The 23,126-nt window shown below is 72.5% G+C and carries 16 protein-coding genes; 11 read left to right on the plus strand and 5 right to left on the minus strand.

Annotated features, from left to right (window positions below):
- Window positions 1–74: 74 nt before the first annotated feature.
- The 3 genes from lysX to ABZ810_RS40145 all read left to right on the plus strand — a co-directional run bounded on the left by lysX (window position 75) and on the right by ABZ810_RS40145 (window position 5,435).
- Window positions 75–3,344, plus strand: a complete 3,270-nt coding sequence (gene lysX, locus ABZ810_RS40135) for a bifunctional lysylphosphatidylglycerol synthetase/lysine--tRNA ligase LysX (RefSeq protein WP_358412157.1) — start codon at window positions 75–77, stop codon at window positions 3,342–3,344.
- Between the two features lie 54 nt (window positions 3,345–3,398).
- Window positions 3,399–3,998, plus strand: coding sequence for a QsdR family transcriptional regulator (locus tag ABZ810_RS40140; RefSeq protein ID WP_358412158.1), 600 nt, complete (start codon window positions 3,399–3,401; stop codon window positions 3,996–3,998).
- Between the two features lie 78 nt (window positions 3,999–4,076).
- Window positions 4,077–5,435 carry an AarF/ABC1/UbiB kinase family protein gene (locus ABZ810_RS40145; protein WP_358412159.1) on the plus strand — a complete coding sequence of 453 codons (1,359 nt, stop codon included), beginning with the start codon at window positions 4,077–4,079 and terminating at the stop codon, window positions 5,433–5,435.
- Window positions 5,436–5,475: 40 nt separating this feature from the next.
- Here ABZ810_RS40145 and ABZ810_RS40150 read toward each other — a convergent pair whose 3' ends face one another.
- On the minus strand, window positions 5,476–6,321 hold the full coding sequence (locus tag ABZ810_RS40150; protein ID WP_358412160.1) for a siderophore-interacting protein: 846 nt from the start codon (window positions 6,319–6,321) through the stop codon (window positions 5,476–5,478).
- Window positions 6,322–6,419: 98 nt separating this feature from the next.
- Complete coding sequence (locus ABZ810_RS40155; protein ID WP_358412161.1) at window positions 6,420–7,562, minus strand: serine hydrolase; 1,143 nt, start codon at window positions 7,560–7,562, stop codon at window positions 6,420–6,422.
- 230 nt (window positions 7,563–7,792) lie between these two features.
- On the opposite strand from ABZ810_RS40155, the gene ABZ810_RS40160 reads away from it, so the two are divergent.
- The gene (locus ABZ810_RS40160) at window positions 7,793–8,566 is read left to right on the plus strand and encodes a cyclase family protein (RefSeq protein ID WP_358412162.1); all 774 of its coding nucleotides are present in this window, start codon (window positions 7,793–7,795) and stop codon (window positions 8,564–8,566) included.
- Window positions 8,563–10,248, plus strand: a complete 1,686-nt coding sequence (locus tag ABZ810_RS40165; RefSeq protein ID WP_358412163.1) for a thiamine pyrophosphate-binding protein — start codon at window positions 8,563–8,565, stop codon at window positions 10,246–10,248. The genes ABZ810_RS40160 and ABZ810_RS40165 overlap by 4 nt, the downstream gene beginning before the upstream one ends.
- On the opposite strand, the gene ABZ810_RS40170 is transcribed toward ABZ810_RS40165, so the two are convergent.
- Window positions 10,196–11,446, minus strand: a complete 1,251-nt coding sequence (locus tag ABZ810_RS40170; protein WP_358412164.1) for an MFS transporter — start codon at window positions 11,444–11,446, stop codon at window positions 10,196–10,198. The two genes, ABZ810_RS40165 and ABZ810_RS40170, sit on opposite strands and share 53 nt — an antisense overlap.
- A gap of 229 nt (window positions 11,447–11,675) precedes the next feature.
- Between ABZ810_RS40170 and ABZ810_RS40175 the strand changes: the two genes are divergently transcribed.
- The 6 genes from ABZ810_RS40175 (at window position 11,676) to glpK (ending at window position 20,845) form a co-directional block, all read left to right on the plus strand.
- Window positions 11,676–15,272, plus strand: a complete 3,597-nt coding sequence (locus tag ABZ810_RS40175; protein WP_358412165.1) for a nitrate reductase subunit alpha — start codon at window positions 11,676–11,678, stop codon at window positions 15,270–15,272.
- Window positions 15,273–15,274: 2 nt separating this feature from the next.
- Window positions 15,275–16,927, plus strand: coding sequence for a nitrate reductase subunit beta (gene narH, locus ABZ810_RS40180; protein WP_358412166.1), 1,653 nt, complete (start codon window positions 15,275–15,277; stop codon window positions 16,925–16,927).
- Window positions 16,924–17,544 carry a nitrate reductase molybdenum cofactor assembly chaperone gene (narJ, locus tag ABZ810_RS40185; protein WP_358412167.1) on the plus strand — a complete coding sequence of 207 codons (621 nt, stop codon included), beginning with the start codon at window positions 16,924–16,926 and terminating at the stop codon, window positions 17,542–17,544. The genes narH and narJ overlap by 4 nt, the downstream gene beginning before the upstream one ends.
- A complete protein-coding gene (narI, locus tag ABZ810_RS40190) occupies window positions 17,541–18,269 on the plus strand; it encodes a respiratory nitrate reductase subunit gamma (RefSeq protein WP_358412168.1) in 729 nt (242 codons plus the stop codon). The genes narJ and narI overlap by 4 nt, the downstream gene beginning before the upstream one ends.
- Window positions 18,270–18,466: 197 nt before the next feature.
- On the plus strand, window positions 18,467–19,294 hold the full coding sequence (locus ABZ810_RS40195; protein WP_358412169.1) for an MIP/aquaporin family protein: 828 nt from the start codon (window positions 18,467–18,469) through the stop codon (window positions 19,292–19,294).
- Window positions 19,295–19,327: 33 nt separating this feature from the next.
- Complete coding sequence (glpK, locus tag ABZ810_RS40200; RefSeq protein WP_358412170.1) at window positions 19,328–20,845, plus strand: glycerol kinase GlpK; 1,518 nt, start codon at window positions 19,328–19,330, stop codon at window positions 20,843–20,845.
- Window positions 20,846–20,896: 51 nt separating this feature from the next.
- Here glpK and ABZ810_RS40205 read toward each other — a convergent pair whose 3' ends face one another.
- Together ABZ810_RS40205 and ABZ810_RS40210 are read right to left on the minus strand one after the other, a co-directional pair.
- Entirely contained in the window at window positions 20,897–21,694 is a 798-nt protein-coding gene (locus tag ABZ810_RS40205) for an SAM-dependent methyltransferase (protein WP_358412171.1), read from the minus strand.
- Window positions 21,691–22,935, minus strand: coding sequence for a cytochrome P450 (locus ABZ810_RS40210; protein ID WP_358412172.1), 1,245 nt, complete (start codon window positions 22,933–22,935; stop codon window positions 21,691–21,693). Before ABZ810_RS40210 ends, ABZ810_RS40205 begins: the two co-directional genes overlap by 4 nt.
- Between the last annotated feature and the right edge of the window lie 191 nt (window positions 22,936–23,126).

The raw sequence follows: 23,126 nt of genomic DNA on the forward strand, positions 1-23,126 counted from the left end.
GGGCGGGTAGGAGAAGATCAACCGGGGCCGGGCGGCCCCGGGCCGAAGCCGGTCGGGGGACGTCGGGGGACGGGGTGCGTGCGAAGTCGATGATCCGCGGCGTCCCGGGGGCGCTGTTCTGGTACCTGCGCCTGTCCGGCGTCATCTCGATCCTGGCCTGGTTGTCGGCCGACCTGATCGACGACCTGCTCGACATCTGGGTGCTGCGCTGGATCGGCTACTTCGGCTGGATCCCGAGCCTGCCGTACGGCGTCCTGCTGATCCTGCTCTCGTACGGGATACGGCGGCGCAAGCGGGCGGCGTGGCGGATCACGGCGGGGCTGCTGGCGGCGTTCACCGTCTTCGGGATCCTGGTCATCATCGCCATCCAGGCCGACCCCGAGGACCACGTGGGCGCCGGCGAGTGGATCGCGGTGTGCGGCTACGGGCTCGCGCTGGCGCTGCTGATCGCCGCGCGCCGCGAGTTCACCGTGCTGCCCGACCGGGCCAACCGGCGGCTGGCGCTGCGGGTCTTCGCGGCGCTGCTCGTGGTGAGCGGCCTGGTCGGCACCACCCTGGTCTACCTGACCGACGCCAGGCCCAAGGGCGAGCCCTGGGCCTATCCCGTGTACGTCGTGCTGCAGACGGTCCTGGGCGCCGGGGTCACCGGGCACACGCTGGAGATCGACGTGCCGGGCTGGGTGGACTTCCTGCTGGGGGTGCTCGGCACCGGGCTGCTGGTGCTGACCATCTGGGCGCTCTTCCGCCCCGCGCGCGGCGACGCCGTGCTCGACCCGGACGAGGAGTCGCGCGCCCGCCGGCTGCTGGCCGAGTACGGCGACGAGGACTCGCTCGGCTACTTCGCGCTGCGCCGCGACAAGGACCTGCTGACCTCGCCGAACGGGCGGGCCGCGATCGCCTACCGGGCGCAGGGCTCGGTCTGCCTGGCCAGCGGCGATCCGCTCGGCGATCCCGAGTCGTGGGGCCAGGCGATCGAGGCGTGGCTGGCCGAGTGCCGCGCGCACGCCTGGACCCCGGGCGCGGTGAGCGTGGGGGAGCAAGCCGCGACCGTGTACCGCGAGCACGGCATGAGCGTGCTCGAACTGGGCGACGAGGCCATCATCGACCTCGCCGGGTTCAACCTGGACGGCCGCGAGATGCGGCAGGTCCGGCAGGCCGTGCGCCGGGTCGAGCGGGCCGGCTGCACGGTCCGGATCCGCCGGCACGGCCAGATCCCGCCGGAGGAGATGGCGTCCATCGTCCAGCGCGCCGACCAGTGGCGCGGGGGCGAGACCGAACGCGGGTTCTCCATGGCGCTGGGGCGGCTCGGGGACCCGACCGACGGGCGCTGCGTGATGGTCGAGGCGTTCGACGCCGGCGGCGAGCTGCGCGGCCTGCTCAGCTTCGTGCCGTGGGGCCGCACCGGGCTGTCCCTCGACCTGATGCGGCGCGACCGGGAGGCCGAGAACGGCCTCAACGAGTTCATGGTCGCCAAGGTCGCCGAGAAGGCCGCGGCGATGGGGGCCACCCGCATGTCGCTGAACTTCGCGATGTTGCGCGGCCTCTTCGAACGCGGCTCCCAGATCGGCGCCGGACCCGTCACGCGCACGGCGTACCGGCTCCTGTCGTTCGCCTCGCGCTTCTGGCAGCTGGAGTCGCTGTACCTGGCGAACGCCAAGTACCACCCGGAATGGGTGCCGCGGTACATCTGCTTCCACACCGGCGGCAGCGCGCTGGTGCACATCGCGCTCGCCTACGCCCGCGCCGAGGGGTTCCTGCCGAGCCTCGGCCGGCGCAGGCTCGAACGCGCCGCGACCGCGGCGCCGCCGGCCGCGCTCGTGGCCGAGGTCGAGGCGATCGACGAGGGCCTCGCCGGGCCCCGGGCGCCGCGGCGGCGGCTCTCCGAGCAGGAACGGGTCCGGCACGACAAGCTGGAGCGCATCCGGGCGGCGGGCGTGGACCCCTACCCGCTCGGGTTCGACCGCGCCGACCTCGTCGCCGACCTGCGCGCCCGGTACGGCGCCCTGCCCGCCGACACCCGCACCGGCGCCCGGGCCTCGATCGCCGGCCGGGTCATGCTCGACCGCGCCCACGGCGGGCTGGTCTTCGCCACGCTGCGGGACGAGACCGGCGACCTCCAGGTGATGCTGACCGCCGACACGCTCGGCGCGGACGAGCTCGACCGCTGGAAGACGATGATCGACCTCGGCGACCAGGTCGGCGTGGCCGGCGAGGTCGTGACCACGCGCCGCGGCGAGCTGTCGGTGCTGGCCGACCGGTGGGCGCTCACGGCCAAGTGCCTGCACCCGCTGCCCGACAAACGGTCCGGGCTGGCCGACCCGGAGGCCCGGGTGCGCCGCCGCGCGGTCGACCTCATCGTCAACGACGACGCCCGCGCGATGTTGCGCAGGCGCGGCGACGCCATCCACGCGGTGCGCGGCGTGCTGCGCGAACGCGGCTACCTCGAGGTCGAGACGCCCATGCTGCAGCCGGTCCACGGCGGCGCCGCGGCCCGGCCTTTCGTCACGCGGATCAACGCCTACAACATGAAGCTCTACCTGCGCATCGCGCCCGAGCTCTACCTCAAGCGGCTGCTCGTCGGCGGCCTGGGCAAGGTGTTCGAGCTGGGCCGCGACTTCCGCAACGAGGGCGTGGACGCCACTCACAACCCCGAGTTCACGATGCTGGAGGCCTACGAGCCCTACGGCGACTACGACACGATGGCCGTCCTCATCCGCGACCTGACGCTGGCCGCCGCGCGCGCCGCGTTCGGCGGCACCGTGGTCGTCCGCGACGGCGCCGAGCACGACCTCGGCGAGCCGTGGCACGAGATCACCGTCTACGGCTCGGTCTCCGCAGCCCTGGGCGAGGAGGTCACGACGTCCACTCCGCTGGAGGCCGTCCGCGGCCACGCCGAACGGCAGGGCATCGAGTGCGCCCCCGAGTGGGGGCAGGGCCGGGTCGTGCAGGAGCTCTACGAGGCGCTGGTCGAGGAGCACCTGACGGTCCCGACGTTCGTGCGCGACTTCCCGGCCGAGACGTCCCCGCTGACCCGGCCGCACCGCGACGATCCGATGCTCGCCGAGAAGTGGGACCTCATCGTCTTCGGCATGGAGCTCGGCACGGCCTACTCCGAGCTGATCGACCCGGTGCTCCAGCGCGCGCGGCTCACCGAGCAGTCGCTGCTGGCCGCCGGGGGCGACGCCGAGGCGATGGAGCTGGACGAGGACTTCCTGCGGGCGCTGGAGTACGGCATGCCGCCGGCGGGCGGCATGGGCATGGGCGTCGACCGGCTCCTGATCGCCCTGACCGGCCGCACGATCCGCGAGACGATCGCCTTTCCCCTCGTCCGTCCCGGCCGGTGAAAAGGCTTTCCGCTCAGTCAAGCGCGGCGGTAAGGCCTGTGCGATGCTGGGCTCGTGACTGCGCTCGGGCCCGCCGACGCGATCGCCGCCGCGTCCGCCCACTACCTCAGGGGCGAGCCGATCGACATGTCCGCGCTCGCCGGCGAGCTCGGCGTCGGCCGGGCCACGCTCTACCGCTGGGTGGGCAGCCGCGAGCAGCTGCTCGGCACCGTCCTGGCGGAGATGACGGAGCTGACCTACCGGATGGCCGTGCGCGAGGTCGGCGGCGGCGGGCCGGACCGCGTCCTGGCCGTGCTCGACCGCTTCATGCGCGCGGTGGTCGACGCCGTGCCGCTCAAGGCCTTCACCGAACGCGAGCCGCGGCTGTTCGTGCGGCTGGCGACCATGCAGGGCCCGATCGAGGAACGCGCCATCGCCCTGCTCACCGCCGAGCTCGAAGACCAGATCGAGGCGGGCCTGCTGAGCGTCCCGCTGCCCACGCGCACGCTCGCCCAGGCGATGGTGCGGATCTGCGACTCGTTCATGTACGCCCACCACCTGGGCGGCAGCCGTCCCGAGATCGAGACCGCGCTGGAGGTCATCGAGCTCCTCCTGCGCTCGTGCCCGGCGGTCGGCCACGGCGTCGGCGACCAGATCGGCGCCCGGTGGGAATGACCGCCTGATGACGATCGCCGCGCGGCATGAGAGGCTGCGTACCGGCAGGCATGCCGTTGATCGAAGGATGGTCGGGCCTTGAGCGACATTCCACGCCGGGCGGTCACCCGTACCGCGAAACTGGCGTCCCTGCCCCTCGGATTCGCCGGGCGCACCGCGCTCGGCCTGGGCAAGCGCACCATCGGCCGGCCCGCCGAGGCGGTCGCCCTGGAGGTCCAGCAGCGCACCGCCGAGCAGCTCTTCAAGGTCCTGGGCGAGCTCAAGGGCGGCGCGATGAAGGTCGGGCAGCTGCTCTCGATCTTCGAGGCCGGGCTGCCGGAGGAGATCGCGGGCCCCTTTCGCGCGAGCCTGACCCGGCTCCAGGAGGCGGCGCCGCCGATGCCCGCGGCGACCGCGCACAAGGTCATGGCCGAGGGACTGGGCGACGACTGGCGGGAGCTGTTCGCCGAGTTCGACGACCGGCCCGCCGCGGCGGCCTCGATCGGGCAGGTGCACAAGGCCGTCTGGCACGACGGCCGCACCGTCGCGGTCAAGGTGCAGTACCCGGGCGCCGGCAGGGCGCTCATGAGCGACTTCAACCAGATCGCCAGGCTGAGCAGGCTGATCACGCCGCTGTTCCCCGGCATCGAGGTCAAGCCCGTCGTCGCCGACCTCAAGCGGCGCCTGGAGAAGGAGCTCGACTACGTCGACGAGGCCCGCGCGCAGGCGGCCTTCCACGAGGCGTTCGAGGACGACCCCGACTACCTGATCCCGGCGGTGGTCGCCCAGTCCGGCAACGTGCTGGTCACCGAGTGGATCGAGGGCACGCCGCTGTCCCAGGTCATCTCCGGCGGCACGCCCGAGCAGCGCGACCGGGCCGGCCTCCTGATGTTCCGCTTCATGCACGCGGGCCCGGTGCGCTGCGGCCGGATCCACATCGACCCGCACCCGGGCAACTTCCGGCTGATGGACGACGGCCGGCTGGGTGTCCTGGACTTCGGCGGCGCCGCCCGGGTCACGCCCGAGCTGCACTGGACGATCGGGCGCCTGCTGCGCATCAGCACGCTGGGCAGCGGCGAGGAGATGGTGGAGGCCGCCCGCGCCGAGGGTTTCCTCGCCGAGGACGCCGAGGTCGACCCCGACCTGATCGCGGAGATCGTGGAGCCGCAGGCCGCGCCGTTCGTGCAGGAGCGGTTCCGGTTCAGCCGCGAGTGGATGCGGCAGGAGACCACCCGCGGCCTCGGGCTGGCCACCGACCTGCGGCCGGGCAGCATCGTCCGCCAGATCAAGCTCCCGCCGCAGTACCTGGCGGTCAGCCGCGCCCTGGGCGGCTGCGGCGGCGTGCTCTGCCAGCTGGAGGCCGAGGGCCCGTTCCGCGCCGAGGCCGAGCGGTGGGTGCCGGGCTTCGCCGACGACGACGAGCCGGACGCGGTGGAGGACACCGCCGAGATCGCCTAGCTCCGGCCGGGCCCGGCCGGGCTCAAACCCGGGCCCCGGCCTAGGTCAGGGCCTTGGCCTCTTCCTCCTCGATCTGGCGGTTCCAGTCGCGCTTGGACGCCCGCCAGCCCTCGTCGTCGCGGCCGCGGCGCCAGTAGCCGGAGATCGAGAGCCGCTCCAGTGGCAGTCCGCGGTCGACGCGGAGGTACCGCCGGATGTCCCTGACGAAGGCGGCCTCGCCGTGGACGAACGCGTGCACGGTCCCGTCGGGGAAGTCCAGCTCGCGCACGGCCCGGACGAGGGTGTCGCCGACCGCGCCCCCGTTGCGGTGCAGCCAGACGATCTCGGCGTCGCCGGGGGAGTCGAGCCGCTGCTCCTCCTCCGGCCCGGACACCTCGATGAACACCTTGGCCGGGGCGCCCTCGGGCACACGTTCGAGCGAGGCCCCGATCGCCGGGAGCGCGCTCTCGTCGCCGACCAGCAGGTGCCAGTCGGCCCCGGGGTCGGGCGCGTAGGCGCCGCCCGGGCCCAGGAACCGGATCTCGTCGCCGGGCTCGACGCCGGCCGCCCAGGGGCCGGCCAGCCCTTCGTCGCCGTGGTAGACGAAGTCGAGGGTGAGCTCGACCGCGGCGGGGTCCCAGGCGCGGACGGTGTAGGTGCGGGTGCTCGGCCACTGCTCGCGCGGCAGCCCGGCCCGGATGGCATCGAGGTCGAAGGGCTCGGGATACTCCACGCCGGGCGGCGCGAACAGCAGCTTCACGTAATGGTCGGTGAACTCGCCGCAGCCGAAGCCGGCGAGATCGGCACCTCCGATCACCACCCGGATCATGTGCGGGGTGATCTGCTCCTTGCGCAGCACCCGTCCCTTGTTGACCTTCGGCTTCCGCCGCTCGGGCTCCGTGGCCATCCGAACCTCCGATCACGAGCTTCTTAGGTAAGCCTAACCTCCCCGGGCAAGTTAATGTGACATCTCTCTCCGGATATGCCGTTCCCCGGCGCCTTCCGTCAGCCCTGGCGGGTCCTGGCCACCTCGGCGGCGACCGCGCGGAAGGCGGTCTCGGTCTCGTCCTCGGCCAGGATCGTCGCCAGCGTCGACTTCACGATCACGACGTCGTGCTCGGGGAAGACGTAGATCAGCTGGCCGCCCAGGCCGTTCGCGCTGAACGCGCCGTCGTCGTCGAGCCACCAGTGCAGGCCGTAGCCCTTGTTCGCGGGGGAGGGGCGGGTCGACTCCTCCACCCAGGAGCGGGGGACGACCTGGCGCCCGTTGGCGGTGCCGCCGCGCAGGTAGAGCAGGCCGAAGCGGGCGAAGTCCCGGTCGGTGGCGTAGAAGCAGCAGTAGCCCATGTTGCTGCCGTTGGAGTCGTTGCCGAGGTAGACGCTGGACTCCATGCCGGCGGGCTTCCAGATCTTCTCCTGGACGTAGGTGTGGAACGGCTTGCCGGCGGCCCGGCTCACCACCCAGGACAGGACGAAGGAGTTCATCGAGGTGTACTCGAAGCGGCTTCCCGGCTCCCAGCCGCGCTTGCGGCCCGCGGCCAGCTTCGGCAGCGGGTAGCCCAGGCTCGCCGCGACGTGCACGGGCGGCACGTCGAGCGTCTCGTCCCACTGGATGCCCGACGACATGCGCAGCAGGTTCCGCAGCGACACCCCGTCGTAGCCGGAGCCGCGCAGCTCGGGAAGGTAGCGGGTGACCGGGTCGTCGGCGGAGGAGATGAGCCCCTCGCCGAGCGCGATGCCGAAGGCGGCCGAGGTGAAGGACTTGGCCATCGACCACGACTGGAACCGGGTGTCGCGCGCCGCGAACGAGTACCGCTCGAAGACCACGTCCTGCCCGGATCTGGCGTCCAGCACGACGAAGCCCTGGGTGCCGGTCCGGGCGAGGAAGTCGTCGAGGGTGCGCTTCTGCCCCCCGAAGGTGTAGGTGACCGCCAGCCTGCGCGGCGCGTCGCGCAGCCGGACCGGGTCGGCGGACGGGCGGACCAGGTCGAACCCGCGCGTGGTCTCGGTCGTGGCCGCGGGCGGCGGGGCGGGCGGTGGGGTGGGCGCCGGGGTGGGCGGCGCGCTCGCCCGCGCCGCCGGGACCGGTCCGGCGAGGAAGGCCGCCGCGACGATCGCGGCCGCTGCGATTCGGGGACGGGTGTGCACGGGGGCCTCCGCGGGAGGTGGGGGATCACGGGGACGCACTGATCGTGCACGGGCGATCTCGCCCTGTATATGGTCGCCAGAACGGAATTCGGGCGTCCTCGCTGTGCTCCAGCACACATTGCTGTCTGTTTCAGGGGCGTTTCCGCAGGGTCCGCGCTTCCGGTGGGCGGCCGATGCCGATACGTTCGGGACACGCGTCTTCAGGAGGAACCGCGTCTTCAGGAGGAACCATGTCCGTGCTCGCCGACCTGCTCAGCGCCATCGACGGCGGATCGGTGGAGGTCGTGGATCTCACCGCGCCCCTGTCGGAGTCGACGCCGATCCTGCAGCTGCCCGAGCCGTTCTCCAACACCGTGCCGTTCGCGCTGACCGAGATCAGCCGCTACGACGACCGCGGCCCGGCCTGGTACTGGAACGACATCCACACCGGCGAGCACGTGGGCACCCACTTCGACGCCCCGGTGCACTGGATCACCGGGCGCGACGGCGAGGACGTCTCCCAGGTCGCGCCCCGGCGGCTGGTGGCCCCGGCGGTGGTGCTGGACGCCTCGGCGCGGGCGGCGGCCGACCCCGACTTCGTCCTGGAGATCGACCACGTACGGGAGTGGGAGAAGGCCCACGGGCCCCTCCCGGAGGGCGGCTGGCTGTTCTACCGCACCGGCTGGGACGCCCGGTCGGGCGACCAGGCCGAGTTCCTCAACGCCGACGAGAACGGGCCGCACTCGCCGGGGTTGTCGGCCGGCTGCGCGCGCTGGCTCGCCGAGGAGACCCCCATCATCGGCATCGGCGTCGAGACCGTCGGCACCGACGCCGGCGCCGCGCACTCCTTCGACCCGCCGTTCCCCTGCCACTCGTTCTTCCTCGGGGCGGGCAAGTACGGCCTGACCCAGCTGCGCAACCTCGACCGCCTGCCGGTGCGCGGCGCGGTCGTGCTGGCCTCCCCGCTGCCCATCGTGGGCGGCTCGGGCAGCCCGGCACGCGTGCTCGCACTGGTCGAACGATGAACGTCGCGGAGGCCGTGGGCGCGGCCCTGGCCCGCCTCGGCGTCGACACCGTGTTCGGCGTGGTGGGCAGCGGCAACTTCCACGTCACCAACGCGCTGGTGGCCGGGGGAGCGACGTTCGTCGCCGCCCGGCACGAGGGCGGCGCCGCCACCATGGCCGACGCCTACGCGCGCGTGAGCGGCGGCCTGGGCGTGCTGTCGGTGCACCAGGGGCCCGGGCTGACCAACGCGCTCACCGGCATCACCGAGGCCGCCAAGAGCCGCACGCCGCTGCTCGTGCTCGCGGGCGAGGTCGCCGCGTCGGCCGTGCGCTCCAACTTCCGGGTCGACCAGGCGGCGCTCGCGACCGCCGTCGGCGCGGTCGCGGAGCGCATCCACTCGCCCGAGACCGCGCTGGCCGACGTCGTCCGGGCCTCCCGCACGGCGGTCGCGCAGCGCCGCACCGTCCTGCTCGGGCTGCCGCTCGACGTGCAGGCGGCCGAGCATCCGGGCCCGGTCGTCCTCCCGGCGGCCGGGACGTCCGCGCAGCCGGTGCCGGTGCCGCTGCTCCCGGTGCCGCCGCCCGGCGCCATCGCCCGGCTGGCCGACGCGCTCGCGGCGGCCGAGAGGCCGGTGTTCGTGGCGGGCCGGGGCGCCCGGCTCTCGGGGGCCCGCGAGCCGCTGCGCGAGCTGGCCGGACGGTGCGGCGCCCTGCTGGCGACCTCGGCCGTCGCGCGCGGCCTGTTCGGCGGCGACGACTACGACCTCGACGTCAGCGGCGGGTTCGCGACGCCCGTCGCGGCCGAGCTGATCAGCGGCGCCGACCTGCTGGTCGGCTGGGGCTGCTCGCTCAACATGTGGACGCTGCGGCACGGCGCGCTCGTCGGCGAAAGGACCACGGTCGTCCAGGTCGACCTCGACGCCGAGGCCCTGGGTGCGCACCACCCGGTCGCGCTGAGCCTGATCGGCGACGTGGCCGAGACCGCGCGGCTGGCCGAGGCCGAGCTCGCCGCGCGCGGCCACCGCGCGGCCGGCTACCGCTCACCGGAGGTCGCCGGGAGGCTGGCCCACGAGGGTCGCTGGCGCGACCAGCCGTACAAGGACGAGTCGGGCGCCGACGCGACGGGCGCGGGCCGGATCGACCCGCGCACGCTGACGATCGCCCTCGACGACCTGCTGCCCCGCGAGCGCACGGTGGCCGTCGACTCGGGCAACTTCATGGGCTACCCGGCGATGTTCCTCGGCGTGCCCGACGGCGACGGGCTGGTGTTCACGCAGGCGTTCCAGTCGATCGGGCTCGGGCTGGCGACCGCGATCGGCGCCGCCGTGGCCCGCCCCGACCGGCTGACCGTGGCGGCGCTCGGCGACGGCGGTGCCCTCATGTCGATCGCCGAGCTGGAGACCGCCGTCCGCCTCGGCCTCGGCCTGCTCGTGGTCGTCTACGACGACGAGGCCTACGGCGCGGAGGTGCACCACTTCGGGCCGGACGGGCACGACCTGGGCACCGTCACGTTCCCGCCCGCCGACCTGGCCGCCATCGGGCGCGGCTTCGGGTGCGCGGCGGTCACCGTCCGCGAGCCCGCCGACCTGGCGGCCGTCGAGGAGTGGCTGGCGGGCCCCCGCGACCGGCCGCTGGTCGTCGCCGCCAAGGTCACGCGGGATCGCCCGGCGTGGTGGCTCGAGGAGGCGTTCCGCGGTCACTGACCGGCGTGCCCGTGCCCCGGTCCCGGAACGCGGCGGCGGTGAACAGCAGCGCCCCGACCGCGCAGCAGGCCAGCAGGATCAGGCCGATGAAGTACGAGCCGGTGGAGTCGTAGATCCCGCCCATCAGCAGCGGCGGGAAGTAGCCGCCCAGGCCGCCGGCCGCGCCGACCAGGCCGGTGACGCTGCCGACCTTGCTCGCCTCGACCCGCTGCCCGATCAGCGCGAACACGCCGCCGGTGCCGAGCCCGAGCGCGAACGCCAGCAGCACGAACGAGGCGCCCGCGGCGAGCTCGGGCGGCGGCTCGAGCGCGACGACGACCGCCATCACCGCGGCCCCCGCGAACGACCCCATCAGCACCAGGCGCGGGCCGACGCGGTCGGAGAGGATGCCGCCTAGCGGCCGCCCGACGACCGCCGCCAGCGAGAACCCGGCGGTGCGCATGCCGGCGTCGACCGCGTCGAACGAGTAGACGTTCTTGAGGTACGTCGGCAGGTAGGTCGAGAAGGCGACGAACCCGCCGAACGCCAGCGCGTACAGCAGCGAGGTCTGCCAGGTCGTCCTGATCTTGAGCGCGGCCACCAGCCGCGGCGTGACCGGCTCGGTGGAGGGCCGCCACTCCGGCGAGTCCCTGGCCACCAGCAGCACCACCACGCCGGTGACCGCCAGCGCCGCCGCGACCAGCAGGAAGGTGGGCGTGCGGCCGATCCAGCCGACCAGGCGCGGGGTGAAGAACGCCGACAGCGCCGTGCCGCCCATGCCGGCGCCGAACACGCCGGTGGCGAAACCGCGCCGCGACTTCTCGTACCAGGCGTTGCAGAACGGCACCCCGACCGCGAAGGCGGTGCCCGCGATGCCGAGGACGAACCCGCCGGCGAGCATCAGGCCGTACGAGTTCCCGACGAAGGCGACGAAGACGACCGGGATGATCGACAGGAAGCTGACGACCGCGAACATGACCCGCCCGCCGTAACGGTCGGTGAGCGCCCCCACCGGGATCCGCCCGAGCGAGCCGACCAGGACCGGGATGGCGACCAGCATCGACGTCTGGAACGACGACAGGTCCAGGCTCCTGGAGTAGCCCGAGGCCAGCGGCCCGATCAGGTTCCAGGCCCAGAAGTTGATCGCGAACGTCCAGGTGGCGAGCGCGAGGTTGAGCCCCTGCCCCCGCCGCAGCGCCGGATTCGCCGTGCCGGTCATCGAAGAGTCCTTCCCGCCATGCCCGGCCGGCGCGAGCCGGCCTCAAGATCGTGATTCCCAGCTATAGATCGTTTACGCGGTGGGCATACCACTCTCCGTGATCGTGAACGATCAGGCCGGGGGCGGGCCAGGGCTGTCCGGGCCGAAGATCCGGGACCAACGGCCCTCGTGCGCCCCGGGGAACCGTTCCTAACGTGTTGCCCGGGAGATCACTTCAAGGGGAGGCAGCGTGACGGACAGGCCGGAATCGGCGGCCGAGGGCGGCGCGCTGCTGCGCACGGGGCGGTTCTTCAGCCGCGCCGAGACCTCGCCGGACCTGCGGGCCGTCTACCGGAAGGGCGGCCGGGAGGGCGACGTCTTCTACCGGGACCGCTGGAGCCACGACAAGGTCGTGCGCTCCACGCACGGCGTCAACTGCACCGGCTCGTGCTCCTGGAAGGTGTACGTCAAGGACGGGATCATCACCTGGGAGACCCAGGAGACCGACTACCCGTCGGTGGGGCCCGACCGGCCCGAGTACGAGCCGCGCGGCTGCCCGCGCGGCGCCGCGTTCTCCTGGTACACCTACTCGCCGACCCGGGTCCGCTTCCCGTACGCGCGCGGCAAGCTCGTCGAGATGTACCGCGAGGCCAGGGCCCGGCTGGGCGACCCGGTCGCGGCCTGGGCGGAGATCACCACCGACCCGCAGAAGCGCCGCCGCTACCAGTCGGCGCGCGGCAAGGGCGGCCTGGTCCGGGTGGGCTGGGACGAGGCGGTCGAGATGATCGCCGCCGCGCACGTGCACACCGTCAAGGCCTACGGGCCCGACCGCGTCGCGGGCTTCTCGCCGATCCCGGCGATGTCGATGGTCTCGCACGCGGCCGGGTCGCGGTTCGTGTCGCTGCTCGGCGGCGCGATGTTGTCGTTCTACGACTGGTACGCCGATCTGCCGGTCGCGTCGCCGCAGGTGTTCGGCGACCAGACCGACGTGCCCGAGTCCGCCGACTGGTGGGACGCGGCCTACCTGATGCTCTGGGGCTCCAACGTCCCGGTGACCCGCACGCCCGACGCGCACTGGATGGCCGAGGCGCGCTACCGCGGCCAGAAGGTCGTGGTGATGTCGCCGGACTACTCCGACGCCGCCAAGTTCGCCGACGAGTGGCTGGCGCCGCATCCCGGCACCGACGGCGCGCTCGGCATGGCGATGGGGCACGTCGTCCTCAAGGAGTTCTTCGTCGAACGGCAGGTCCCGGAGTTCACCGGCTACGTCAAGAAGTTCACCGACCTGCCGTTCCTGGTCACGCTGGAGGAGCGGGACGGCGCGTACGTGCCCGGCCGCTTCCTCACCGCCGCCGACCTCGGCGGCGATGCGAGCGAGAGCGAGGACGCCGCCTGGAAGACGGTGCTGCTGGACTCGGCCACCGGCGGGCCCGCCGTGCCGAACGGGTCGCTCGGCTTCCGCTGGAGCGAGAGCGGCAAGGGCAGCTGGAACCTGGACCTCCAGGGCGTCGACCCGATGCTCACCGTCGGGGGCGACGGCGCGGAGGCGGCCGAGGTCGTGCTGCCGCGCTTCGACGCGCCCGACGGGTCGGCCGGGACGCTGCGGCGCGGCGTGCCCTTCCGCACCGTCCACGGCCACCGGGTCACCACGGTCTACGACCTGATGCTGGCGCAGTACGGTGTCGGCCGGCCCGGCCTGCCGGGGGAGTGGCCCTCGTCGTACGACGACGCCGCGGCGCCGGGCACCCCGGCCTGGCAGGAGGAGATCACCTCCGTGCCCGCCGCGAACGCCGTCCGGATCGCCCGCGAGTTCGCCGCGACCGCCCGCGAATCCGGCGGCCGCTGCATGATCATCCTGGGGGCCGGGACCAACCACTGGTTCCACTCCGACACGATCTACCGCACATTCCTGTCGCTGCTCATGCTGACCGGCTGCCAGGGCAGGAACGGCGGCGGCTGGGCGCACTACGTGGGGCAGGAGAAGGCGCGGCCGTTCACCGGCTGGGCGCAGCTGGCCTTCGGGCTCGACTGGACGCGGCCCGCCCGCCAGATCCCCGGCACCCCGTACTGGTACCTGCACACCGACCAGTGGCGCTACGACGGCTACAAGGCGGACGCGGTCGCCTCGCCGGTGGGGAAGGGCCTGTTCGAGGGGCGCCACACCGCCGAGCTGCTCGCCGAGTCGGTCAAGCTCGGCTGGATGCCGATGGCGCCCATGTTCGACCGCAACCCGCTCGACCTTGCCGACGAGGTGGGCGACGGCGACCCGGCCGCCTACGTGGCCGGAAAGCTCGGGGACGGGACGCTCCGGCACTCCTGCGACGACCCCGACGCCCCGGCCAACTGGCCGCGCGTGCTGACGGTCTGGCGCGCCAACCTGCTCGGCTCGTCGGCCAAGGGCAACGAGTACTTCCTGCGCCACCTGCTCGGCACCGACGACAACCTTCAGGCCGGCGAGATCGAGGACGCGCCGCGCGGCAAGCTCGACCTGCTGCTGTCGCTGGACTTCCGGATGACGTCCACCACGCTGATGTCCGACATCGTGCTCCCGGCCGCGACCTGGTACGAGAAGCACGACCTGTCGTCGACCGACATGCACCCGTTCGTGCACGCGTTCACCCCGGCCGTCGACCCCCCGTGGGAGGCGCGCAGCGACCTGGAGGCGTTCCAGGTCATCGCGGCGCGGTTCAGTGAGCTGGCCGAGACCCACCTCGGGGTGCGGCGCGACCTGGTCGCCTCCGCGCTCCAGCACGACACCCCGGGCGAACGCGGCGCGCCGTACGGCGTGGCGGGCGGCACCAGGCCCCTGTACGCGGTCGTCGAACGCGACTACACCGCCGTGGGGCACCGGATGGCGGCGCTCGGGCCCAAGGCCGCGGCCGCCGGGCTGCCGATCAAGGGTGTGGTCTTCGAACCGGACCAGGAGATCGCCTGGCTGCGCGAGCGCTGCGGCACCGGCCGCGAGGGCGACCCGCGGCTGGACACCGACGTGAAGTGGTGCGAGGCGATCCTGGCGTTGTCGGGCACCAGCAACGGGCGGCTGGCCGCCGCCGGGTTCCGGCAGATGGCCGAGCGCACCGGCACCTCGTTCGAGCGGCTCGCCACCGAGGGCGCCGAACGCCGCGTCACGTTCGCCGACACCCAGGCGCGGCCGACGCCCGTGGGGGCCTCGCCGGAATGGTCGGGCATCGAGGCCCCGGACCGCCGCTACTCGCCGTTCACCATCAACGTCGAGCACCTCAAGCCGTGGCACACCCTCACCGGCCGCATGCACTTCTTCCTCGACCACGAGTGGATGGCCGAGGCCGGCGAGCAACTGCCGGTGTTCCGGCCGCCGCTCGACATGCAGCGGCTGTTCGGCGAGACCGAACTGGGTGAGGGCGGCGAGGCCGAGATCACGGTCCGCTACCTCACCCCGCACTCCAAGTGGTCCATCCACTCCGAATACCAGGACAACCTGTTCATGCTCACGCTGTCGCGCGGCGGGCCGACGGTCTGGATCAGCGTCCCGGACGCCGAGCGCATCGGGGTCGCCGACAACGACTGGGTCGAGATGGTCAACCGCAACGGCGTCGTGGTGTGCCGCGCGATCGTCTCGCACCGCATGCCCGCCGGGACCGTCTACTACCACCACGCCCAGGAGCGCGTGATCGACGTGCCCAAGACCGAGCGGACCGGCCGGCGCGGCGGCATCCACAACTCGCTGACCCGGCTGCTGGTCAAGCCCACGCACATGATCGGCGGGTACGCGCAGCTGTCGTTCGGGTTCAACTACCTCGGCCCCACCGGCAACCAGCGCGACGAGGTCACCGTGATCCGCCGCCGCTCCCAGGAGGTGACCTACTAGTCATGAAGGTCATGGCACAGCTCGCGATGGTGATGAACCTCGACAAGTGCATCGGCTGCCACACCTGCTCGGTGACGTGCAAGCAGGCGTGGACCAACCGGTCGGGCACCGAGTACGTGTGGTTCAACAACGTCGAGACGCGCCCGGGGCAGGGCTACCCGCGCCGGTACGAGGACCAGGACACCTGGCAGGGCGGCTGGACGCTCGACCGCAAGGGGCGGCTGAAGCCGCGGGCCGGGGGACGGGTGCGCAAGATGCTCACCATCTTCTCCAACCCGCTGCTGCCCAACATCAAGGACTACTACGAACCCTGGACCTACGACTACGAGACGCTCACCACCGCGCCGCTGGGCGACGACATCCCGGTGGCCCGCCCCTACTCGCTGATCAGCGGCGAGCCGATGAAGGTGGAGTGGAGCGCCAACTGGGACGACGACCTGGGCGGCGGTCCCGAATCGGCCGGGCGCGACCCGATCGTGCAGAAGATCTCGGACTCGATCCGGCTCGACTACGAGCGCGCGTTCATGTTCTACCTGCCGCGGATCTGCGAGCACTGCCTCAACCCGACGTGCGTCGCGTCCTGCCCGTCCGGCGCGATCTACAAGCGGGCCGAGGACGGCATCGTGCTGGTGGACCAGGACGGCTGCCGCGGCTGGCGGATGTGCGTGACCGGCTGCCCGTACAAGAAGATCTACTTCAACCACAAGACGGGCAAGGCCGAGAAGTGCACCTTCTGCTACCCGCGCGTCGAGGTGGGCCTGCCGACCGTCTGCTCGGAGACCTGCGTCGGGCGGCTGCGCTACATCGGCGTGCTGCTCTACGACGCCGACAGGGTGACCGAGGCGGCCAGCGTCGAGGACGACCAGGACCTCTACGAGGCGCAGCTCGGCGTCTTCCTCGACCCGGACGACCCCGGGGTGCGGGAGGCGGCGCGGCGTGACGGCGTCCCGGACGCCTGGGTCACGGCCGCCCGCCGGTCCCCGGTGCACGCCCTCATCAACCGGTACCGGGTCGCGCTGCCGCTGCATCCCGAATACCGGACGATGCCGATGGTCTGGTACATCCCGCCGCTGTCGCCGGTGGTCGACGCGCTGCGCGACACCGGGCACGACGGCGAGGACGCGGACAACCTGTTCGGCGCCATCGAGACGCTGCGCATCCCCGTGGAGTACCTCGCCGAGCTGTTCACCGCGGGCGACACCGAACCGGTGACCCGGGTGCTGCGCACGCTCGCCGCGATGCGCTCGTACATGCGCGACACCAACCTCGGGCGGCCCGCCGACCCCGGCAAGGCCGAGGCGGCCGGCATGAGCGCGCGCGACATGGAGGACATGTACCGGCTGCTCGCCCTGGCCAAGTACGACGAGCGCTACGTCATCCCGACGCAGGCCCAGGCTCAGGCGGCGGCGCTGGAGGAGACCGTGTGCCCGGTCGACTACGGCGAGCCGGGGGGCGAGGGGCCGTTCGGCGAGGCGTCCGGGCGGGTCGAGCCCGCCTCGGTGGAGAGCTTCCACGCCCTCAAGCAGCGCCAGACCAGCGGCGCCCTGGTCGACCCGGGCGACCGCAAGGGCCGCGTCAACCTGCTCAACTGGGACGGCAAGGGCCGCCCGGACGGGCTGTTCCCGCGCGACGGCGGCGCGGAGGGGGAACGATGAGCGCCGCCGCGTGGCAGGCCGCGTCGCTCCTGCTCTGCTATCCGGACCGGGGCCTGTACGAGCGGTGCCCGATGCTCCGCGACGCCGTCGCCGCCGGGGCGATGCCCGCGCCCGCCGCCCGGCGGCTGGCGGCGTTCCTCGACCATCTGGACGCGACGCCGCTCGACCGGCTCGGCGAGCACTACGTCGAGACGTTCGACCTGCGCCGCAAGTGCTGCCTGTACCTGACCTACTACCGCGACGGGGACACCCGCCGCCGCGGCGCCTCGCTGGCCGCCCTGAAGGAGCGCTACCGCGCCGCGGGCGTCGAGCTCGACAGCCGCGAGCTGCCCGACTTCCTGCCGATCGTGCTGGAGTTCGCCGCCCTGCACGGCGGCGACGAGCTGCTGGCCGAGCACCGGGCGGGCCTCGAACTGCTCAGGTTCGCGCTCGCCGACAGGGAGTCGCCCTACGCCCTGGTGGTGGAGGCCGTCTGCGCCACGCTGCCCGGCCCCTCGCCGCGCGACCGCGCCGAGGCGATGCGGCTCGCCCGGTCCGGCCCGCCCGCCGAGACCGTCGGCATCGGCCCCGGCGCGGACCTGGGCCTGGTACCCGTCTCGATGGAAGGCCCGCGATGAACCTGCTGCTCTGGGTGGTCCTGCCGTACGTGGCCGTCACGATCCTGGTCGCCGGCACGGTCTGGCGGTACCGCTACGACAAGTTCGGGTGGACCACCCGGTCGTCGGAGCTGTACGAGAAGCGGCTGCTGCGGATCGCGAGCCCGCTGTTCCACTACGGCCTCATCTTCGTGATCCTCGGCCACGTGCTGGGGCTGCTCATCCCGGAGAGCTGGACCCACGCGGTCGGCGTCTCGGAGTCGATGTACCACTGGGGGTCGCTGATCGGCGGCGCGCTGGCCGGCTTCGCGGCGCTCGCCGGGCTCGGCATGCTCGTCTACCGGCGCCGCACCACGGGCCCGGTCTTCTCGGCCACCACCCGCAACGACAAGCTGATGTACGTGCTGCTCGGCGGGTCGATCCTGCTCGGCGTGGGGGTCACGGTCATCGTGAACGGCATCCAGGGGCCCTACGACTACCGGCAGACGGTGGCGCCGTGGTTCCGCGGCGTCCTCACTCTGCGGCCCGACGCCGACCTGATGGCCGGGGTGCCGCTGCTCTACAAGTTCCACGTGCTGTTCGGGCTGGCGCTGGTGATCCTCTTCCCGTTCACCCGCCTGGTGCACGCCTTCGCGGTGCCGGTGCGGTACCTGTTCCGTCCGTACGTCGTCTACCGCAGCCGGGACGGCAAGGGGCAGGGGACCCGCGAGCCCGCCCGCGGCTGGGAGCCGATCACCCGGCGCTGACCTCGCCGTCCGGCGACGCCGCCCGAGCCCGGCCCGCACCGGTACCCATGATCAGGATTCGCGATGTGTCGTGGACATGACAGCCGTGTGACGGCGAGATTGTCACGACTTACCGGTTGACCGTTTTGTCCCACCTGCTTACTTTCACGGCAAGTTGTGCCTCACGTCACGCCCGCCCGTTCATCCGAGGAGGAGACATGGCGGAACGACTGAGAACCTCACCGCTCGCCCGTGAAATGGCGGCGGAGTTCGCCGGAACGATGATCCTCATCCTCTTCGGAGTGGGGGTGGTGGCGCAGGTCGTCGCCGGGGGGATCGGTGACCACGACAGCATTTCGTGGGCCTGGGGGATCGGTGTGATCCTCGGCGTCTACGTGGCGGCCGCGGTCAGCGGCGGCCACATCAACCCGGCGGTCACCTTCGCGCTGGCGGTCTTCAACCGGTTCTCCTGGAAGAAGGTCCTGCCGTACTGGTTCGCGCAGACGCTCGGCGCCTTCGTCGCCGCGCTGATCGTGCGGTGGAACTACACCGAGGTGCTGGCCAAGTTCGACCCCGGTCACACGATCAAGTCCCAGGGCGTGTTCAGCACTCTCCCTGGAAATGGAACGCTCCCGGTCGAGACCTGGGGCGCCTTCCGCGACCAGGTCATCGGTACCGCCATCCTGCTGTTCGTGGTCATGGCGCTCACCGATCTGCGCAACCTGCCGCCGCTGGCCAACCTCACCCCGGTGGTCATCGGCCTGCTGGTCGTCGGCATCGGCATGGCGTGGGGGACCAACGCGGGATACGCGATCAACCCCGCCCGCGACTTCGGGCCGCGGCTCGCCCAGTACATCACCGGTTACGGCGGGGCCTGGCGGGACCAATACGGCGAGCTGTATTTCTGGGTGCCTATCATCGGCCCGCTGATCGGTGGTGTGATCGGCGCGGGTCTCTACCTCTTCCTGATCGCCCGTAACCTCCCGGAGGAGACGGCGCCGGAGAAGGAGCCGGAGACCAAGCCCGAGTACGACGTGCAGACCTGACCCGACCCACCCCCCGTCCAACAGGAGAGACCGATGGCAGACTTCGTCGGAGCGCTCGACCAGGGGACGACGAGCACCCGGTTCATGATCTTTGACCACGGCGGCAACGAGATCGCCCGCCACCAGCTCGAGCACGAGCAGATCCTGCCCCAGGCCGGCTGGGTCGAGCACAACCCCACCGAGATCTGGGAACGCACCCGGGCGGTCATCGAGACCACGCTCAACAAGGCCAACCTCGGCCCCCAGGACCTGGCCGCGCTGGGCGTCACCAACCAGCGCGAGACCACGGTCGTCTGGAACCGCAGGACCGGCCGGCCGTACTACAACGCGATCGTCTGGCAGGACACCCGTACCGACCGGATCGCCTCGGCGCTGGAGCGCGACGGGCGCGGCGAGACGATCCGGCACCGGGCCGGGCTGCCGCCCGCCACCTACTTCAGCGGCGGCAAGATCCAGTGGATCCTGGAGAACGTCGACGGCGTGCGCGAGGCCGCCGACGGCGGTGAGGCGGTCTTCGGCAACATCGACACCTGGGTCCTGTGGAACCTCACCGGCGGCCCCGACGGCGGCGTGCACGTCACCGACCCGACCAACGCCAGCCGGACCATGCTGATGGACCTGGAGACGCTGGACTGGGACGACCAGCTGCTGTCGTTCTTCGGCATCCCGCGCTCGATGTTGCCGGAGATCAAGCCCTCGTCCGCGCCCGACCCGTACGGCCTCACCCGGACGAGCGGGCCGCTGGGCGGGGAGGTGCCGCTCTGCGGCGACCTCGGCGACCAGCAGGCGGCGACGGTCGGGCAGGTGTGCTTCGCGCCCGGCGAGGCCAAGAACACCTACGGCACCGGCAACTTCCTGCTGCTCAACACCGGCGGCGAGCTGGTGCGGTCCAAGGCGGGCATGCTCACCACCGTCTGCTACCGCTTCGGCGAGGAGGCGCCCGTCTACGCGCTGGAGGGCTCGATCGCGGTGACCGGCTCGGCCGTGCAGTGGCTGCGCGACCAGCTGGGCATCATCTCCGGCGCGGCGCAGAGCGAGTCGCTGGCCGCCCAGGTGGAGGACAACGGCGGCGTCTACTTCGTGCCCGCGTTCTCGGGCCTGTTCGCCCCGTACTGGCGCAGCGACGCCCGCGGCGTCATCGTCGGGCTGTCCCGTTACAACACCAACGCGCACCTGGCGCGGGCGACGCTGGAGGCGATCTGCTACCAGTCCCGCGACGTCGTCGAGGCGATGCGCGAGGACTCCGGGGTGTCGCTGGACGTGCTCAAGGTCGACGGCGGCGTGACGGCCAACGAGCTGTGCATGCAGCTCCAGGCCGACGTCCTCGGTGTTCCGGTCTCGCGCCCGGTGGTGGCCGAGACCACCGCGCTCGGCGCCGCCTACGCCGCCGGCCTGGCGGTCGGGTTCTGGCGCAACACCGACGAGCTGCGGCAGAACTGGAACGAGGCCAAGCGCTGGGATCCCGCCTGGGACGAGCAGAAGCGCGAGGAGGGATACGCGGGCTGGCGCAAGGCGGTCGAGCGCACCTTCGGCTGGGTGGACGTCGACTGACGGCCGCGTTCCCGCCGCACCGGTGTCAGGCGGCGCGGCGGGAACACGGCGTCAGCGGCGGCGGCCGACCCCGGTGAAGAGGAACGACGCCTCGGGGGGGCCTGGGGGCACCGTCTCGTCCGGGTGCCATTCGGGTGCGTACACCAGGCCCGGCTCGTCCAGCTCGAAGCCGTCGAAGAAGGTCAGGATCTCCTGCCGGGTCCGCAACGCGATCGAGGCGGTCGACTGGTCGTAGATGGTCTTGGCCGTGCTCGCCGCCTCCGCCCGGTTGGCCTCGCTGGTGACGTGGCTGAGGACCAGCGCGCTGCCGGGCGGCATCCACTCCCTGATCTGGCGGACGATCCCCGCCGGGTCCTGGTCGTCGGTGACGAAGTGCAGCACGGCGAGCAGCAGCACGGCGACGGGCTCGCCGGGGTCGATCATCGACCGCAGCCGCGGCTCCTCGAAGATCTTCGCCGGCTCGCGCAGGTCCCCCTGCAGCACGGTGACCTGCGCGGAGTCGGCGAGCAGTGCCCGGCCGTGCGCCACGACCACCGGGTCGTTGTCGATGTAGACGACCCGGGAGTCCGACGCCACCTCCCGGGCGACCTCGTGCACGTTGGCCTGCGTGGGCAGCCCGGCGCCGATGTCGACGAACTGGCGGAAGCCCTCGGCGGCGAGGCGGCGCACCACGCGGCGCAGGAAGGCGCGGTTGGTCCGCACGGTGCCGACGGTCTCGGGCGCCGCGGAGAGCAGCCGCTCGGCCGCCTCGCGGTCGGTGGCGTAGTTGTCTTTGCCGCCGAGCAGGTAGTCGTAGATGCGGGCGACGTTGGGCACCTGCGAGTTGACGCCGTCCGGGGTCTCGTTCACCGGGAGCCCCCCTCCACCGGCAGCGTGACCGGACGGTGGATGATCGCCTCGGCCGTCCACGGGACGTCGGCGGGGTCGGCCGCGAGCCGCAGGCCCGGGAGCCGGGTCGCCAGCGCGCGGAACGCCTCCTGCAGCTCCATCCGGGCCAGGTTGGCGCCCAGGCAGTAGTGCGGTCCGTGGCCGAAGCTGAGGTGGCCCTGCTGCGGGACCTCGGGGTCGCCGGAGAACCGGGTGATGTCGAACCTCTCGGGCTCGGCGAACACCGCCGGGTCCTGGTTGGCCGCGGGGAGCATCAGGAAGACCGCCTCCCCGGCCTCCACCCGGCCCGAACCCAGCTCGACCGCCTCGGTCATGCGTCTGAGCACGCCATAGCCGCCGGGGCCGTCGTACCGCAGGATCTCCTCGACCGCACGCGGAACGAGCTCGGGATCGGCCGTCAGCGTGGCCCACTGGTCCGGGTTGATCAGCAGCCGGAACACGCCGCGCGAGATCAGCGAGGCGGTGGTCTCGTGCCCGGCCAGGATGAGCCCGAAGACCAGCTTGGTCAGCTCCTCCTCGCTCAGGCGGTCGTCGGTGTCGCGGGCCCGCACCAGCACGTCGATGAGGTCGTCGCCGGGCGTCTCGCGGGCCGCGGCGACCAGCTCGGCCGCGTAGCCCATGAACTCGATCGCGGCCGTCATCCGGTCGTCGACGGTGCCGTCGGAGGTGGACAGGAACATGCCCGTCCAGCGGCGGAAGCGCGCCTGGTCCTCCTTCGGCACGCCCAGCAGCTCGCAGATCACCAGGCTCGGCAGCGGGAACGCGAAGTCCTCGACGAGGTCGCCGCCGCCCGCCAGCCCGCCGGCCAGGTCCGCGGCGATCTCGGCCACGCGCGGCCGCCACGTCCCGATCTGCCGCGGTGTGAACGTGCCGGACAGGATGCGGCGCAGCCGGGTGTGCTCGGGCGCGTCCATGTTGAGGATCGACGTCGGGTCGTCCTCCAGGCTGACGCCCTTGGAGATGCGCGGCGCGCCGGGGTAGCGCAGGTTGCGGCTGGCGGCGGAGTGCGCCATGACCAGCCGCGCGTCCTCGTGCCTGACCACCGCCCGGATGGAGTCGCCGCTGGGCAGCGTCAGGGGGGCGAACGGCGCGTCCGCGTGCCGGTCGGCGAACGCGGGCGAGGGCGGCCCCAGCGGCCCGGGCGGCAGCTCGGGCCATGGGCAGACAGGGCGGGTCGGCTCGCTCGCCGAGTCCAGGGGCATGGTGCTCCTCCGGCCGGATCGGTGGTTCGCGAGGAGCTTATGACGATTGATCACGAAGTGTCATCGAAACCCGTTCCGGCACGGGGATTTCTTCACCCCGGCGGCCCGCGCGGAACCCGGGTTGCGGGCGGGCGGCGCATGGGTCATCATCATCGGCATGATCTTCAGGAAGGGCGGTCTCCGCCCGGGCC

This window comes from Spirillospora sp. NPDC047279 (genome assembly GCF_040643285.1).
Lineage (GTDB): Bacteria > Actinomycetota > Actinomycetes > Streptosporangiales > Streptosporangiaceae > Spirillospora.

Bases quoted from the DNA above. Each gene is read 5' to 3' on its own strand.
- ABZ810_RS40150 (WP_358412160.1), bottom strand. From the start codon at position 6,321: ATGGCCACGGAGCCCGAGCGGCGGAAGCCGAAGGTCAACAAGGGACGG.
- ABZ810_RS40160 (WP_358412162.1), top strand. From the start codon at position 7,793: ATGTCCGTGCTCGCCGACCTGCTCAGCGCCATCGACGGCGGATCGGTG.
- ABZ810_RS40165 (WP_358412163.1), top strand. From the start codon at position 8,563: ATGAACGTCGCGGAGGCCGTGGGCGCGGCCCTGGCCCGCCTCGGCGTC.
- ABZ810_RS40170 (WP_358412164.1), bottom strand. From the start codon at position 11,446: ATGACCGGCACGGCGAATCCGGCGCTGCGGCGGGGGCAGGGGCTCAAC.
- narH (WP_358412166.1), top strand. From the start codon at position 15,275: ATGAAGGTCATGGCACAGCTCGCGATGGTGATGAACCTCGACAAGTGC.
- narJ (WP_358412167.1), top strand. From the start codon at position 16,924: ATGAGCGCCGCCGCGTGGCAGGCCGCGTCGCTCCTGCTCTGCTATCCG.
- narI (WP_358412168.1), top strand. From the start codon at position 17,541: ATGAACCTGCTGCTCTGGGTGGTCCTGCCGTACGTGGCCGTCACGATC.
- ABZ810_RS40195 (WP_358412169.1), top strand. From the start codon at position 18,467: ATGGCGGAACGACTGAGAACCTCACCGCTCGCCCGTGAAATGGCGGCG.
- glpK (WP_358412170.1), top strand. From the start codon at position 19,328: ATGGCAGACTTCGTCGGAGCGCTCGACCAGGGGACGACGAGCACCCGG.
- ABZ810_RS40210 (WP_358412172.1), bottom strand. From the start codon at position 22,935: ATGCCCCTGGACTCGGCGAGCGAGCCGACCCGCCCTGTCTGCCCATGG.